Origin of the sequence: Pseudoalteromonas sp. NSLLW24, assembly GCF_015864725.1 — a bacterium.
Lineage (GTDB): Bacteria > Pseudomonadota > Gammaproteobacteria > Enterobacterales > Alteromonadaceae > Pseudoalteromonas > Pseudoalteromonas arctica.
The window spans coordinates 103,311-117,118 of sequence record NZ_JADYWQ010000004.1; the positions used below are offsets into that span (position 1 = coordinate 103,311).

Annotated in this window: 14 protein-coding genes; 6 read left to right on the top strand and 8 right to left on the bottom strand. The window is 37.1% G+C overall.

The window, feature by feature from the left end:
• Nucleotides 1–385: 385 nt before the first annotated feature.
• Both I6E72_RS05325 and I6E72_RS05330 read right to left on the bottom strand, forming a co-directional pair.
• Nucleotides 386–1,453: a glycoside hydrolase family 43 protein gene (locus I6E72_RS05325; protein ID WP_007585184.1), complete on the bottom strand. Its 1,068-nt coding sequence runs from the start codon at nucleotides 1,451–1,453 to the stop codon at nucleotides 386–388.
• Nucleotides 1,454–1,515: 62 nt separating this feature from the next.
• A complete protein-coding gene (locus I6E72_RS05330; RefSeq protein ID WP_007585185.1) occupies nucleotides 1,516–2,871 on the bottom strand; it encodes an MFS transporter in 1,356 nt (451 codons plus the stop codon).
• Nucleotides 2,872–3,235: 364 nt separating this feature from the next.
• Here I6E72_RS05330 and I6E72_RS05335 point away from each other — a divergent pair, with 364 nt between their 5' ends.
• Nucleotides 3,236–3,964, top strand: coding sequence for an NUDIX hydrolase (locus I6E72_RS05335; RefSeq protein WP_007585186.1), 729 nt, complete (start codon nucleotides 3,236–3,238; stop codon nucleotides 3,962–3,964).
• A 90-nt stretch (nucleotides 3,965–4,054) separates the two neighbouring features.
• On the opposite strand, the gene I6E72_RS05340 is transcribed toward I6E72_RS05335, so the two are convergent.
• Genes I6E72_RS05340 through I6E72_RS05360 form a run of 5 tightly spaced genes read right to left on the bottom strand, consistent with a single transcriptional unit; the run spans nucleotide 4,055 to nucleotide 7,732 of the window.
• Nucleotides 4,055–5,977: a DUF7305 domain-containing protein gene (locus I6E72_RS05340; RefSeq protein ID WP_197111347.1), complete on the bottom strand. Its 1,923-nt coding sequence runs from the start codon at nucleotides 5,975–5,977 to the stop codon at nucleotides 4,055–4,057.
• Nucleotides 5,978–6,490, bottom strand: a complete 513-nt coding sequence (locus tag I6E72_RS05345) for a PilW family protein (RefSeq protein ID WP_197111349.1) — start codon at nucleotides 6,488–6,490, stop codon at nucleotides 5,978–5,980.
• Nucleotides 6,487–6,897, bottom strand: a complete 411-nt coding sequence (locus I6E72_RS05350) for a type IV pilus modification PilV family protein (RefSeq protein ID WP_197111350.1) — start codon at nucleotides 6,895–6,897, stop codon at nucleotides 6,487–6,489. The genes I6E72_RS05345 and I6E72_RS05350 overlap by 4 nt, the downstream gene beginning before the upstream one ends.
• Nucleotides 6,891–7,343: a GspH/FimT family pseudopilin gene (locus I6E72_RS05355; protein WP_197111352.1), complete on the bottom strand. Its 453-nt coding sequence runs from the start codon at nucleotides 7,341–7,343 to the stop codon at nucleotides 6,891–6,893. Before I6E72_RS05355 ends, I6E72_RS05350 begins: the two co-directional genes overlap by 7 nt.
• The gene (locus I6E72_RS05360) at nucleotides 7,334–7,732 is read right to left on the bottom strand and encodes a type IV pilin protein (protein WP_197111354.1); all 399 of its coding nucleotides are present in this window, start codon (nucleotides 7,730–7,732) and stop codon (nucleotides 7,334–7,336) included. Before I6E72_RS05360 ends, I6E72_RS05355 begins: the two co-directional genes overlap by 10 nt.
• A gap of 610 nt (nucleotides 7,733–8,342) precedes the next feature.
• Between I6E72_RS05360 and I6E72_RS05365 the strand changes: the two genes are divergently transcribed.
• The gene (locus I6E72_RS05365; protein ID WP_165734880.1) at nucleotides 8,343–9,833 is read left to right on the top strand and encodes a SulP family inorganic anion transporter; all 1,491 of its coding nucleotides are present in this window, start codon (nucleotides 8,343–8,345) and stop codon (nucleotides 9,831–9,833) included.
• 10 nt (nucleotides 9,834–9,843) lie between these two features.
• Complete coding sequence (locus I6E72_RS05370; protein ID WP_024607376.1) at nucleotides 9,844–10,695, top strand: universal stress protein; 852 nt, start codon at nucleotides 9,844–9,846, stop codon at nucleotides 10,693–10,695.
• Between the two features lie 160 nt (nucleotides 10,696–10,855).
• Here the strand turns inward: I6E72_RS05370 and I6E72_RS05375 are convergent, their stop codons facing one another.
• The gene (locus I6E72_RS05375; protein ID WP_197111356.1) at nucleotides 10,856–11,749 is read right to left on the bottom strand and encodes a LysR family transcriptional regulator; all 894 of its coding nucleotides are present in this window, start codon (nucleotides 11,747–11,749) and stop codon (nucleotides 10,856–10,858) included.
• A 116-nt stretch (nucleotides 11,750–11,865) separates the two neighbouring features.
• On the opposite strand from I6E72_RS05375, the gene I6E72_RS05380 reads away from it, so the two are divergent.
• The 3 genes from I6E72_RS05380 to I6E72_RS05390 all read left to right on the top strand — a co-directional run bounded on the left by I6E72_RS05380 (nucleotide 11,866) and on the right by I6E72_RS05390 (nucleotide 13,785).
• Complete coding sequence (locus I6E72_RS05380; RefSeq protein ID WP_197111358.1) at nucleotides 11,866–12,489, top strand: glutathione S-transferase; 624 nt, start codon at nucleotides 11,866–11,868, stop codon at nucleotides 12,487–12,489.
• 212 nt (nucleotides 12,490–12,701) lie between these two features.
• On the top strand, nucleotides 12,702–13,505 hold the full coding sequence (locus tag I6E72_RS05385; RefSeq protein ID WP_197111360.1) for a DUF2971 domain-containing protein: 804 nt from the start codon (nucleotides 12,702–12,704) through the stop codon (nucleotides 13,503–13,505).
• Nucleotides 13,506–13,614: 109 nt separating this feature from the next.
• Nucleotides 13,615–13,785, top strand: a complete 171-nt coding sequence (locus tag I6E72_RS05390; protein WP_197111362.1) for an acetyltransferase — start codon at nucleotides 13,615–13,617, stop codon at nucleotides 13,783–13,785.
• Nucleotides 13,786–13,808: the final 23 nt, after the last annotated feature.

Here is a 13,808-nt window from a genome sequence, read left to right on the forward strand (position 1 = left end):
TGATGCCTTTTTCTTATTTAATTATTATTGACGTACTGCAAGACTTTAAGAATTACTCGAAACATAATTGTAAACTATTTGTTTCATTTTACGGTCAATAAATAATTATTGTGTGTGTATGTTTTAAACGTTTTACAAAGACCACAACCAGTTTTAAACATGCGCTACTTAACTAAAAACCTTTAAATAACAGCACGTTTATGCTAATTCTTTGTGCTAATTTTTTGCTTTAAAATATTTTCATTTCGTCATATGTCCTCAGCTTCCTCTTATTTAGACCATTAATAAAATAAATTAATGGTCATATTGACTATATCTTTTTTGTGCAAATAAAAGCTTAAGCGGTGCTTACGCAGATAATTTGCATTGTTTGTAACTATTTATATTAAGCGTGTTCATATGGGCTTATTGTTTGAATTTTTCCGTTTGAGTCGTGCTCAAGCTTAGCCATTTTCATACTGCGTAAATGGGTTTGCCCGCCCGACAACGTACTGTCGTGATAAAATAAAAACCAACCATCATTGTGCTTAACTATTGAGTGATGCGTGGTCCAACCAAGTACTGGGTTTAAAATAACGCCCTGATAGGTAAATGGTCCGTATGGGTTATCGCCCGTTGCGTATACAATTTTATGTGTATCGCCCGTTGAGTACGAAAAGTAATAAACACCGTTGTGTTTGTGTACCCAAGGGCCTTCAAAAAAGCGGCGGTTATTATCGCACACTGTAATTGGCGAGCCGCTCTCATCTAATACAACAACCTCTTTTACGTCTTCGCTTAGGCTTATCATATCTTCCGATAGTTTTGCTACGCGCGCAGGGATTGCAGGTTCACCATTTTTTGGATACGTGCTTTGTTCATTAAATTCGCTAGTTTGCCAATTTTGTAATTGGCCGCCCCACAAACCGCCAAAATATAAATAATGGCTTGAGTCGTCATCTTCAAATACAGCAGGGTCAATACTAAACGTCCCTTGAATGTAATCATCTTCTGCTTTAAATGGACCTGTTGGGCTGTCACTTTTTGCAACGCCAATTCTAAAAATACCTTGCTGATCGCGCGCCGGAAAATAAAGGTAATACTGACCAAGTTTATGCGCTGCATCGGGTGCCCACATTTGCTTGCTTGCCCATTTTACGTCGTCTACACAAAGTGCTACGCCATGGTCTATGGCTTTGCCTGAGCTTTCGTCAAGGGAAAACACATGGTAGTCGCGCATTGCAAAGTGGTCGCCGTTATCATTAATTTCATTTTTTGATTCAATGTCGTGCGATGGATAAATATACACTTTGCCGTTAAACACATGCGCAGACGGATCGGCGGTATACATGTGATCAACTAATACATTATGATTTTGTATTAACGAGTTGGCTCGTTGTAAGTCTTTTAACTGTTTAAGTTCAGCGTCACTTAATCCATTAGATGGGGGTGCTGCTTGCGCTGTATTTTGCATTTTTACTCCTAGTATTGCCTGCCCACTTTGCACTTTTAAAAGGTGCAAAATGGACTGCTAAATTAGTTTATGGTTTTGTTATCAGCCAGCTGCGTTTGAATGCGCTTTACTTCAGGCTCGGTAAGTTTGTAGCGTGTTATAAAAATTAAACATGCCACGGTACAAATTACTGGAATGCCAGCAAAGGCGAGTAAAATGCCTGATAACGTGTGTTCTGATTGCTCTTGATTAGGCACGTATGCATAGCCAGATAATATCCACCCTGCAATAGCACCGCCAATTGCAAAGCCTAGTTTTATTGCTAATAAATGACCCGAAAACGTAACAGCGGTTAATCGGCGACCAATTTTTAATGCGCCGTAGTCAACCGTATCTGCCACCATCGAAAACATAATTGGGGTAATTATCATGTGGGCAAAGTTAGCAATAAAGTAGACGATAAAAATGGTGACTATGGCGTCGCTCTCAAGTACGTAAAACATGCTGTGAGAAATAATTACGACCACTAAAGCGACTATAAATAGTGTTTTCTTTTCAATAAATTTGGTTAAAAAGTTGGTAGACACAGCGCCTAGTACTGAGCCAATTGCTGAGAGTGTTAAAAAGTTAGAAGTAAGTGAGGCTTCTCCTACGTAGTACTTAATATAATGCGGTGCTACTGAGGCTCTAACGCCAATTAATATTAATGTTGCTAGGCTTATAACGGCTATAACAACCCATTGATCGTTTTTAAATAAGCTTAAAAACTCAAGAAAGGCATTCTTTTTACTTTGCGCGGGTTTAACTTGTTTGGTTTCTTTGGTCATTTTAAAACACAGTAAAAAACAAGCCGCAGCAAGTCCGCCTAAAAACACCATGGCTAGCGGGTAACCTACTACATCATCTCCGTCACCAAAAAAAGCAACCAGCTTAGGCAGTGCCCATACAATTACAAGTAGTGCAGCCATTGCCATTGCAAAGCGGTATGACTGAAGCGATGCTCGCTCTTTAGGGTCGTTTGTCATTACTGCGCCAAGTGCGCCATAAGGTATATTAATAGCGGTATAACACGTCATTAATAGCCCGTAAGTAAAGTAGGCATATATAAGCTTGCCCGTAGAATCAAAATCTGGAGTTATGAATGCTAAGCAAGCAAACACACCGTAAGGCACGGCTAAAAATAATATATATGGGCGGTAAGAGCCCCAACGGCTGCGCGTTCTATCAGCAATGCTGCCCATTATAGGGTCGGTAATACCATCAAATAAACGAACCGCTAATAATAAGGTACCCGCAGCGGCTGCAGATAAACCGTAAACATCGGTATAAAATATCAACATAAAGTTAGCGACCATTTGAAATACAATATTACTGGCTGTATCACCAAGGCCGTACCCTATTTTTTCTTTAATTGTGAGTGTGTGTTTTGTGTTGTTCATGTGTGCTCAATTTTCAATGCAAATCGATATAGTCAAAAATACTATATGCATTTTTAGCGCGTGTAAACATTTATGTTACATTTTTAATTTGCTGGTAATGTATTTAATACACGATGCTAATTAGCCGTTAAATTTACTAACATACAAAGGTATTATCCGTTCAATAAAAAACCAATACCAAACCAAAGTCGAATATCGGCGTGAACGCGTAAAAACAGGTACAGTTTATAAAGTGAGTAATTAAATAGATGTGATTGTTTTAAATAAGAATTATAAAAGCTTTTTATTTGCGCTTTACCCACCTTTTATATACCCTTAATAGTCTTTATAACAATATCTACGTATAGCTTTGGCTGAGTAATTTATGCACTATAAAACATCAAACATTTCTAACAACATCGACGAAGAATCGATTCCTGATGACTGCATTAGTAATCTAACCGTAGATAATATTGTATTTGCTATTCATGAAGGTAAGTTAAAGGTGTTGCTGGTTAAATATAACCGCGGCCTTGCAACAAGCCAGTGGGGTTTAATTGGTCATTGGGTTCGTAAAGATGAAAACTTAGACCTTGCAGCTTTACGTGTTGTTAAAAGTACGACCGGTGTTGAAAACCTGTACTTAGATCAGTTAGGTGCTTTTGGTAACGTAGACCGCTACCCTGCTAGACGTATTATTACTATTGTTTATTATTCGCTCGTTCGCTTTGAAGAAACCAACCTTGTGAGTGGCGATAATGCTTTAGAGTGTGAATGGTTTGATGTAAATAGTGTACCCGCTTTAATGTTTGACCATGCCGATATTTTAAAAAGCGGCCTTGATTACTTACGCTATAAAGTAAGGCACGAGCCTATTGGTTTTAGCTTACTCCCAGAAAAATTTACCCTGCTTGAGCTACAAGGAATTTACGAGTCGATTTTAAATAAATCACTCGATAAACCTAACTTTAGACGTAAGTTTCAAAAAATGAACTTATTAATAAACTGCAAAGAAAAACAAACCAACGTAGCTCACAGAGCCGCAACGCTTTATCGTTTTGACATAAACGTGTACGAAAAATTAAGAGAGTTTGGTTTTACGTTTGAGTTTTAAATAAGCAAATCTTGAGCAAAGTAATTAATTTAATAATCCTGATAGATTCCCTTATAGAATTGAGCTTTGAATAACGACCTAATAGCTTTGTTATTCATTGCTTTTTTCAACGGGGGTAAAGCGCCATCCTTTGAAAACTAACTTGCTTGCAGATCCATTACCACCAGATGAAGAACCACCAAAACTGGCTTCATTTAACGCCGTGTCAAAGTGAATACCACCGGCGCCGCTTACAATAACAGTATCTCCTAAAATAGACCCTTTAAAACCAACTGCTGAAGTAACTTTAACTTGTGAAAGTGGTGCGTATATAACAGCATAAAGCTCTCGTGTACCACCTGAAAACTCTATTCCAGTATCATTTCCACTGTAAGAACTATAAATACTAAAAACGGGCCTGCCTTCATTTGTAATCCCATTGTCAGGTGCGTAAACTTGTGCCCCATTTCCTATCTTAAGCTTTCCTTTAATTATGATAGTTAAGCTGCTGTTATCAGGGATTGTTAGCGAACTTGCGCCATTCATTGTAAAATCGCCATCTACAAACATAACTGCATTATGATTACTTTTTACCTGCATTCGGCCTTTAATTGTTACATCATCAAAATAAAATATTTGAGCTGCTGAATCAAGGAAAGTTGCAGCTTTAGCAGTGATGGTACCATCTGGAGTGCTTCCAAAGTCTACTAAAAAGTTAGCCGTGTTAGTTTCTAACTCGAGTAAGTCACCAGCTCTGCTATTGTTATTTATAAAAAGGTCAGGGCTTGTCGTATTAACTGACACGCTATCAATTGCTGTTGCAATATCAAGTGGATCACACGCAGTTAACCCTCTATTATTTTCGCTTTCTGGGGTTATTTTTTCAACTGGCTCAATAGTTGGTATTGATATGTCTGGACTTGATACTTTATAAGGTGAAAAAGCATACTCTGGTGTGTCGCCCTTAAAAGAGCCATTACCTGCGTATCTAAGGTCTTTACTATCAATAGTACTGCCCCACTGTTTAAGCGTCACATTACCTTGAACACGCACTCCACCGTATACACTTCCCCCTGTTTGCTCATAATTCCCGGAGGTATAAACGCCGTGCCGTATTGTTGTTTGATTAAGAGCGACTAAATCATATGAACGAATTGTTCCTTGGACTGCATTACCTGTAATAGAAATTGGACCTGATGAACTAATATCACCACCAACTGGAGTTTGCTTTACTGATATAGATTGGTTTGCTGAAATACTACCTGAAACAGTACCACTACTTTGTGTGAAACTTAGATATGCCGATGCATCCCCTCCAACGACCACGCCACCAGAGAGTATTAAATTTCCATTACTATGAATATTGCCTGTAATATCAGCGCCTTGAATAATTGATAAATTACTAGAGGATAGAACATTACCTTCAATTGTACCGCTACCATTGAGCGTAATATCACCAGAGTCGTTAACTGTATTAACAAAAGATTCTTCTGATGTATTTTTGTTACCATCAGCTAGTGTGTCGTTATAATCCCCTAAAGACGAATCATAGCTATCAATTAAGCCACTTCCACTAATTGCAACACCAGAACACCCTGTAATTCCATTAGAAAAAACTGAGGCACTGCTGGTCGTTCCGCCCCCACCAGCTACATATTCGAATATAGCTTGCATTTGGTTCTCACCTTCAAAGCGAGTACCTTCGCTAGAAATTAAAATATCGCCATTACTGTCAATCTCAATGGTTGCATTGTATATACTAGACTCAAGCGAGCCTGTACCAGAAACTTCACTATTATGGGCGATTAGATCGTTAATATTTATGGTCGGGTCTGCAAGCATTGCTATTTCGAGTGTTTCAATACTTGAAAATACGCCTTTTTCAGACATCAACCTTGCGTTCAACTTTTTCTGAAAATTACCACTCAAGCGCTCCTGGATCACACTATCTCTAAGAGTGCTAAGTACAATAATTGAAGCCATAGATGTTAAAATAAGTACAGTAACAAGTGTAAAACCTGATGTGTTTTTCATTTATTGAAACGCCTTATTCATTAACATTTGCGACAAAGATATATCAATCACTAGGCTGTTATTGAATTGGCTTGGTAAGTTTGTAGGTTCCACAAGAACACTCACTACATTGTTATCAATTACATAGCTAATCGTATTAACACCTTTTAATATTTTTACTTTGCCGTTACCTATATCACAAAATAATGAGTCGTCTTCATGGCTATACTTTTCGGTAAATGAGACATTAATAGTTAAGCCAGTACAAGCAGATGCACCCGCCTCTTGCTCAACACTTAGAATATTATTTGTGTAAGTAGGGACTGAATTGGTTTGTTTTAAACTTCGTGTAAATACTTTACTGCTAAATCGGATTACATCTAATGCATTTTCTAAATCTTTTGCTGTACTGGTACTGCTATTAATTGAAGAATAAGCCAGGCTTACACCACCTAATAAAAACATACCTGCAGTAAGTGCAACCATGAGTTCTATTAAAGTAAAACCACTGTGCTTATTTATTAAATGTTTCATGGTGTACACCCAGCAGGCAAGGTTGGGAAGCTTCCTGTAATTACAACGCGATTTTCTAAATTGTCAATCAAGCGCTTATCTTGCCAGGTTACTTCAACCGATAAATCATTTGAAAAATTAGCTGGTAAGGTGAGTGTGTATGCATCTATTTGCGGAGATAAATAATTTATAAAATCGGCATCATTGTACAAAGCAGGGTTAGTTTGTTGAAGCTCACATAAGTGAGGCCAAATGCGTTCTAAAACATTATTAGCTTCAATAATAGACACCGTATAATTAAAGCTGTTAGTAATATATTGCAATGATTTTAGTTGACCTGAAGCAAGTCCTAACAAGGCAACCGTCGCAACAATTAAAGCAACCATAACTTCTAAAAGAGAAAACCCTTTGCTGTAATTTATTAGCATGTCTCTGGGGCCTCAACTAGCCAGCTTTGCCCACTTTGTAAAATACATAAAGTAAAGTCAACAGTTGAACTATCGCTATCACTCACCAAGATTTGGTACATTTGGCCTAATTCACCCGTACTTGAGATACTAATATTCTTTAAATCTACAGAAATGCTGTTATGTGTAATTTCAAAAATATTTAACGTGATTTGCGTCGAATTAATAACCGTTTTTACTAACCATTGTTTATTCGACGTTTTGAGAGAAACACTTTGATCTCTTTTAATGGCTTCACTACGCGCAAATTTAAAAACACTATGCAGTTGATTCGAGTTTGTAACTAATCTATCTCGCTTTATAAAAGTAATAAACGAAGGAGCCGCAACTGCAGTTAAAATACCGATAATGGTCATCGTGATTAAAACTTCTAGTAAAGTAAAACCAATGCTTTTTTTTACCAACATTGCGATTTATCTGCTGACTTAGTACCACTTTGATTTACAGATAACTTGCCACACTCATCACCGCTTTGTGTACCTTTGGGTGAAACTTCTATTGTAAATTCTGAGCCATTTGAAGTGCCTTTTGTTGCATCGGTCGTATATGTATATGAGTAATAGTCTGAAGTAGGGAAAGTGAAAGTGTTTGGATATCCACCGACACGGGTGTATTGCCTCTCTAAAACAGCTGTTTGCTGTAGCAAAACCTGTTGAACATCAGCTCTTCGGCTTTTCTGAATGTAACTGGTATAACTTGGAAGTGCAATTGAGTATAAAATACCAATAATTGCAATTACTATCATTAATTCAATAAGGGTAAAACCGTAAGGTTTCCTTAACTGCTCGGTTTTCACTTATTTAATCCCATTATTTATATCAAACATGTTTTATTTTCACGTAAAATAAAAAGTAATTTGAATTTTTGAGGGGGTATAATAGCGACTGGTAACATCTTGTCAATAATATAACATTAGAATATCTAGATGAGTTTATATAACCCAAATAACGCACCCAATTGAACCAGAATAACGCTAAGATGCACTAAAACAGTGCGAAAAAAGAGAATTTAAAATAGTGTAGCATTATAACAGCCCTAATGATTAAGTATTTACATGCCAACTTTCATTTATATAATTAACAATTAAAACTATAAATTGGCATACAGTCAGCTTTGTATGTTCCTAAAATGCAATAATGCTTTATTCAACTACCAAAATCCCCAATTCTTTTGTTCGCTAGAAAAAAGCTTCTCCTTATGTTATTTTTGTTTTGTTAGTCAAGTAAACTAATTAAATCAACTATAGGAGCCTTTCTTTTTGAAACTTACGCCGCCCTAAGTTAATGCCCCCTTTCATTTATTTACACATTATGTGTAATCAAATATCGCTGTCTGCGCGAGAATCATTGTTATTTAAATAAAATACTCCCCTATACTGTGGGAAACTAACTAATTAGGTTACTTACATGTTTGATCACGTAAAAAGAGATTGGCTCTCTAATATTCGTGGTGATGTGCTTGCTGGTATTGTTGTGGCGCTTGCCCTAATACCGGAAGCTATTGCCTTTTCTATTATTGCGGGTGTTGATCCAAAAGTAGGTTTATATGCCTCATTTTGTATTGCGGTTATTATTGCCTTTGTAGGCGGTCGCCCTGGCATGATATCGGCTGCTACCGGTGCAATGGCGCTGTTAATGGTGACGCTGGTTAAAGATCATGGTCTGGAATACTTACTGGTTGCTACCTTACTCACCGGTGTACTACAAATATTTGCAGGCTTTTTAAAGCTTGGTGAGTTAATGCGGTTTGTATCGCGCTCTGTTGTTACGGGGTTTGTAAACGCATTAGCGATTTTAATATTTATGGCGCAGTTACCTGAGCTTACCAATGTTACTTGGCATGTTTATGCGATGACTGCAGCGGGTTTGGGTATTATTTACTTATTTCCGTATATTCCAACAATTGGCAAAATCCTTCCCTCCCCTTTAGTGTGTATTGTTGTTATTACCTTACTTGCACTGTTTTTGGGTCTTGATATAAGAACCGTTGGCGACATGGGCGAACTGCCAGACACCCTACCTATATTTTTATGGCCCGATGTACCGCTAACACTCGAAACGCTGCAAATTGTTTTACCGTATTCGATTGGTCTTGCGGTTGTGGGCTTACTTGAATCGATGATGACCGCCACTATTGTTGATGACTTAACCGATACAACGAGCGATCGTAATAAAGAATGTAAGGGCCAAGGTATTGCCAATATTGGCGCAGGTTTATTTGGTGGTATGGCGGGTTGCGCCATGATTGGACAATCAATTATTAACGTTAAATCGGGCGGTCGTGGACGACTTTCAACCTTTATTGCCGGTTTATTTTTAATCATTATGGTGGTGTTTTTAGATGAGTGGCTGCGTTTAATTCCTATGGCGGCATTAGTTGCAGTAATGATTATGGTATCGATTGGTACGTTTTCGTGGACATCCGTTAAAGATTTAAAAAAGAACCCGCTTTCGTCAAACGTAGTGATGATTTCAACCGTTATTGTGGTTGTTGCCACGCATAATCTAGCCATTGGTGTTTTAGTTGGCGTATTGTTAGCTACGTTGTTTTTTGCGAACAAAATTGGTCGCTTTATGGTTGTTACAACTAAGCACGATGAAACTAAAAACCTAGTAACTTATGAAGTTGTAGGTCAGGTATTTTTTGCCTCAGCTGAGCAGTTTATAGCGTCGTTCGATTTTAAAAGTGCGGTAACAAATGTTGTTATAGATTTAACCCATGCACATTTTTGGGATATAACCGGTGTATCGTCACTCGATAAGGTGGTTATTAAATTTAGACGCGAAGGTGCAACAGTTAATATTGTTGGTATGAATAGCGCAACCGAAACAGTTGTTGATAAGTTTGGCGTACATAACGACCCTAAAGAAGTCGATAAACTACTTGGCGGTCATTAAGGAGAATGTAATGGAAAAAATAATTACCTGTATCGATGGCTCTGTCATTACACACGCTGTAACCGAAGCTGCTATTTGGGCTTCAAAAAAGCTAGATAAATCAATTAGCTTTATACATATGCTTGAAAAAATACAACAAACTAATGTAGGTAACTACACCGGTACAATTGGTTTAGGTGCCCAATCTGCTTTGCTTGAAGAAATGACAAAACTCGATGAACACCGTAGTAAAGTTTCTTTAAAACTAGCAGATGAATTACTCGACTCGGTTGCTGTACAAGCAAAAATTGCTCATATTCAAAACTATGAATTAATTAAACGTCACGGTGATGTAATCGACGCTATTATTGATTTTAAAGATGATACTCGCTTAATCGTTATTGGTCGAAATGGTGTTGATCATCGTGTTGATTTAAATGCACTTGGTTCACACATCGAAACGCTCGTGCGTAGCGCCTCGCAACCAATATTGCTTATTTCTAGAAAGTTTAAGCAGCCTAAATCATTTATGATTGCGTACGATGGTCGCGAAACAGCCGACAAAGCACTGCAACAAGTTATTGATGGCGGTTTATTACATGGGCTTCATTGTCATTTAGTGAGTATTAATAATAATGAGAAGAACTTAGAAGAGAAGTTTCTTAACGCTCAATTTAAACTTAGTAGTATGGGTTTTGAAGTGTCTGCAAGCTTTTTAGAGGGCAATATTTTTGACTCGTTAATGCAATACAAAGAGCAAAATAACATTGATTTGATTGTTATGGGGGCTTTTGGGCATTCGAAGTTAAGGCAGTTTTTTGTGGGCAGTAATACCATTAAAATGCTCGAAAACAACGATGTGCCAGTTATTATATTAAAGTAAGTGGTTGTTTTAAGTAAGCGCCACTTTAAAGTAAGCAACTGTTTTAAATGATATTTTAATGACCTACTTTAAAAAGCCTAAAATCACTTAACTGATTTTAGGCTTTTTTGTTTTTGGCTTGGTTTGGCTTTTAGTTTTAAAGTAAGGTTTAAAGTAAGCTTTATTTTTTAGCTTCAAACTTTTCAAATAAAAACTGAATAAACGACGTAACCTTTTGTGCCACAAACTTTCTATGCGGATAAATAGCAAATAAACCAAACTCAAAGGTTTTATAACCTTGCATAACCTGTACAAGCTTACCCGATGCAATATCGTCTCTCACCACTATTTCAGGAATTAAGCCAATACCGCCACCCGCTACAACCACCTCTTTTACAGCTTGTGGATTATTAACCGAAACACGCGAGTTTACGCTTGCCGTTAATGCCTCACCACTTGGTGAAACTAGAGGCCAATGGCGACCTATTTTAAAGTTGCTATCAATCACCGTAGCGTGTTGCTCAAGCTCATCAACACTCATTGGTGCGCCAAAACGCTGAATGTATTCGGCTGATGCACATAAAATTAAAGGGTAACTGGTAATTTGCCGTGCAATTAAATTAGAGTCAGACACACTGCCAATTCTTATTGCTAAATCAACCCCCTCCTCTAGCAAATCAATTGTTTTGTCTGAAAGCACTAAATCAATACTTAAATCAGGGTAGCGGCTCAGTAACTCAGGCATTAATGGCGCAAGGTTTGATTCACCAAACGACACCGGCGCACTCACCCTAAGTTTGCCGCTAGCAAGCGCTGTTTGACCCGATAAGTTATCGAGCATTTCGCTGTAGCTTTCAATTACAGGCACTACGCTTGCGTAATAACTTTGCCCCGCTTCGGTAATCGAAATTCTGCGCGTGGAGCGGTTAAATAATCTAACCCCTAAGTCTTGCTCTACAATGCCCACGTATTTACTAACCAGCGCCTTTGAAAGCCCTAGTCTGTCGCCTGCTGCTGTAAAAGAGCCTGTTTCAACAACCGCTATGATTGTTTTAATGCCAATAATAGTATCCATGATTGTCAATATAGCATTGACATTTATTCCTTACTAGCTCGGTTTTTCAAAACTGATAATAGTGAAAGAATAGCGTTATTAAAAATCACTATTCAAAATTAAAAACAGGACAACCCATGAGCAACCTAACGCTATACCGTTTTACTTTATCTGGTCATTCACATCGTGCAGAGCTATTTACATCGCTTTTAAATCTTGATGTAAATATGGTTGATGTTGCACTGCAAAACGGCGCACAAAAACAAGCTGACTTTCTAAAAATGAATATTTTTGGGCAAGTCCCGGTACTTAAACATAACGATGACATTATTAACGATTCAAACGCTATTTTAATGTACTTAGCACAAAAGTTTGATGCTAATAGAACCTGGTACCCTGAAGATGTAACTGTTCAAGCACACATTCAGCGCTGGTTGAGCGTTGCTGCAGGGCTTGTAGCTTCAGGTCCGTGTTCGGCGCGTTTGGTCACTGTATTTGGCGCAAAGCTTGATCATCAAAACGCGATAAACATTGCCCACACATTATTTAAAACAATGGATGCGTACTTACAAAATCGCGAGTACTTAGTAAGCACTCAGCCAACTATTGCCGACATTGCCAACTTTTCGTACATAGCACACGCACCAGAGGGCGGCGTATCGCTTGAACAATACCCAAATATTTTAAGATGGCTAAACAACATTCGTAAACTTGATGGTTTTATAGCAATGCCTGAAACAAAAGCGGGTTTACTCGCTTAGTTTTAAGTTTTTAATACTGTTTTAAAAGAGGCTATTAAGCCTCTTTTTTTGTGTTCGTTTAAGTGGTACTTGAGATTCAGTGATAATATTTATAATTGGCAATAGGTTACGCTATTTGCTATTAATACATCTTCACAATATAGGGACATTTTCAGGTGGAAATTAAAGAAATGTCCTCTGATAAATAGTTAAGCTTTATGATGGGTAACATAATGGTTGGTAAAATTTACGAAGGTGACTTTAAGTATAAGTACATGGAATATGGCGATGGGGCAAAGTTTCTTATCAAAGATGCCACCATGAAGTTTACAAACCCAAACGAATTTAATGACCCATTTGACTGTTTGCCATCATATGCATTAGAAAATGTAGAAGCTTTAATATTAAAGGATAAAGAAACGTTTAAGAAAGCAGGTGATGCCTTAGGCTACTCGCCATCAAAAAGAATCATGAATAAAGGAAAGATGATTGCAAATTTAAAACAATCAGTTACTAAAGGGGCTTGGCAAAATTCGATTAAAAATGATATTGGCGTATGTTCGTTAACGTCTAAAGCATGTAATTTATTAATGTGGGCACATTATGGTAATAATCACAAAGGAATTGTTGCAGAGTTTAAAAATGAGATGCCTGAAAACCCAGATCATAGTGAAGAATTATTATGTTCTTTTCATGTTGAATATCATAAAGATAAACCAATAAAAGAACTAAAAGACACTGATTTTGTTCACGATTTACTTGTTAAAGGTATTGACTGGAAATATGAAGATGAAATCAGGTGCTTAGATATGCACAGGCGTGCTGGTGTACATAGATATCGTAGAGATTTACTTGAATCAATAATACTTGGTGTTAAATTTGATGAAAAAAAGATTAATGAAATTAAGATTTTAATTGATAATGTTAACAAGCAGTATAATTTAGATATAAAACTATACAAAGCTCAAATAGTTAAAGATACATTCAAAATTTATATTCCCGAACATCCTATATATGGTGATCCTTCATGGGTATAGATCATACAGGCAGCTTAGACAGAACAATACTGTTGACTACATTTTTCACTATACAATTTATAGTCAAAAAAATTTCCGTTAATGTACTCTATTATTAAGGGTAGTTGTAATGAATAAAAAAGTTGAAGCTTACGGCGTTTCAGCGGTTGATAGACCTAAGATAAAAGCAACTAAAATTTTAGATTTATCTGGTGAAGCAGGTAAGAAAATTGTAATATCTGAAGCTAAATTAGCTTTAAAAACACATAAAAAAACATTTACTAAATTAGCTCATATGTAATGGAAATAAGAAGCTAATGTATC

Coding starts and splice junctions, on each gene's coding strand:
- I6E72_RS05325 (WP_007585184.1), bottom strand. CDS start 1,453: ATGCAAAATACAGCGCAAGCAGCACCCCCATCTAATGGATTAAGTGAC.
- I6E72_RS05330 (WP_007585185.1), bottom strand. CDS start 2,871: ATGAACAACACAAAACACACACTCACAATTAAAGAAAAAATAGGGTAC.
- I6E72_RS05335 (WP_007585186.1), top strand. CDS start 3,236: ATGCACTATAAAACATCAAACATTTCTAACAACATCGACGAAGAATCG.
- I6E72_RS05340 (WP_197111347.1), bottom strand. CDS start 5,977: ATGAAAAACACATCAGGTTTTACACTTGTTACTGTACTTATTTTAACA.
- I6E72_RS05345 (WP_197111349.1), bottom strand. CDS start 6,490: ATGAAACATTTAATAAATAAGCACAGTGGTTTTACTTTAATAGAACTC.
- I6E72_RS05350 (WP_197111350.1), bottom strand. CDS start 6,897: ATGCTAATAAATTACAGCAAAGGGTTTTCTCTTTTAGAAGTTATGGTT.
- I6E72_RS05355 (WP_197111352.1), bottom strand. CDS start 7,343: ATGTTGGTAAAAAAAAGCATTGGTTTTACTTTACTAGAAGTTTTAATC.
- I6E72_RS05365 (WP_165734880.1), top strand. CDS start 8,343: ATGTTTGATCACGTAAAAAGAGATTGGCTCTCTAATATTCGTGGTGAT.
- I6E72_RS05370 (WP_024607376.1), top strand. CDS start 9,844: ATGGAAAAAATAATTACCTGTATCGATGGCTCTGTCATTACACACGCT.
- I6E72_RS05375 (WP_197111356.1), bottom strand. CDS start 11,749: ATGGATACTATTATTGGCATTAAAACAATCATAGCGGTTGTTGAAACA.
- I6E72_RS05380 (WP_197111358.1), top strand. CDS start 11,866: ATGAGCAACCTAACGCTATACCGTTTTACTTTATCTGGTCATTCACAT.
- I6E72_RS05385 (WP_197111360.1), top strand. CDS start 12,702: ATGGTTGGTAAAATTTACGAAGGTGACTTTAAGTATAAGTACATGGAA.
- I6E72_RS05390 (WP_197111362.1), top strand. CDS start 13,615: ATGAATAAAAAAGTTGAAGCTTACGGCGTTTCAGCGGTTGATAGACCT.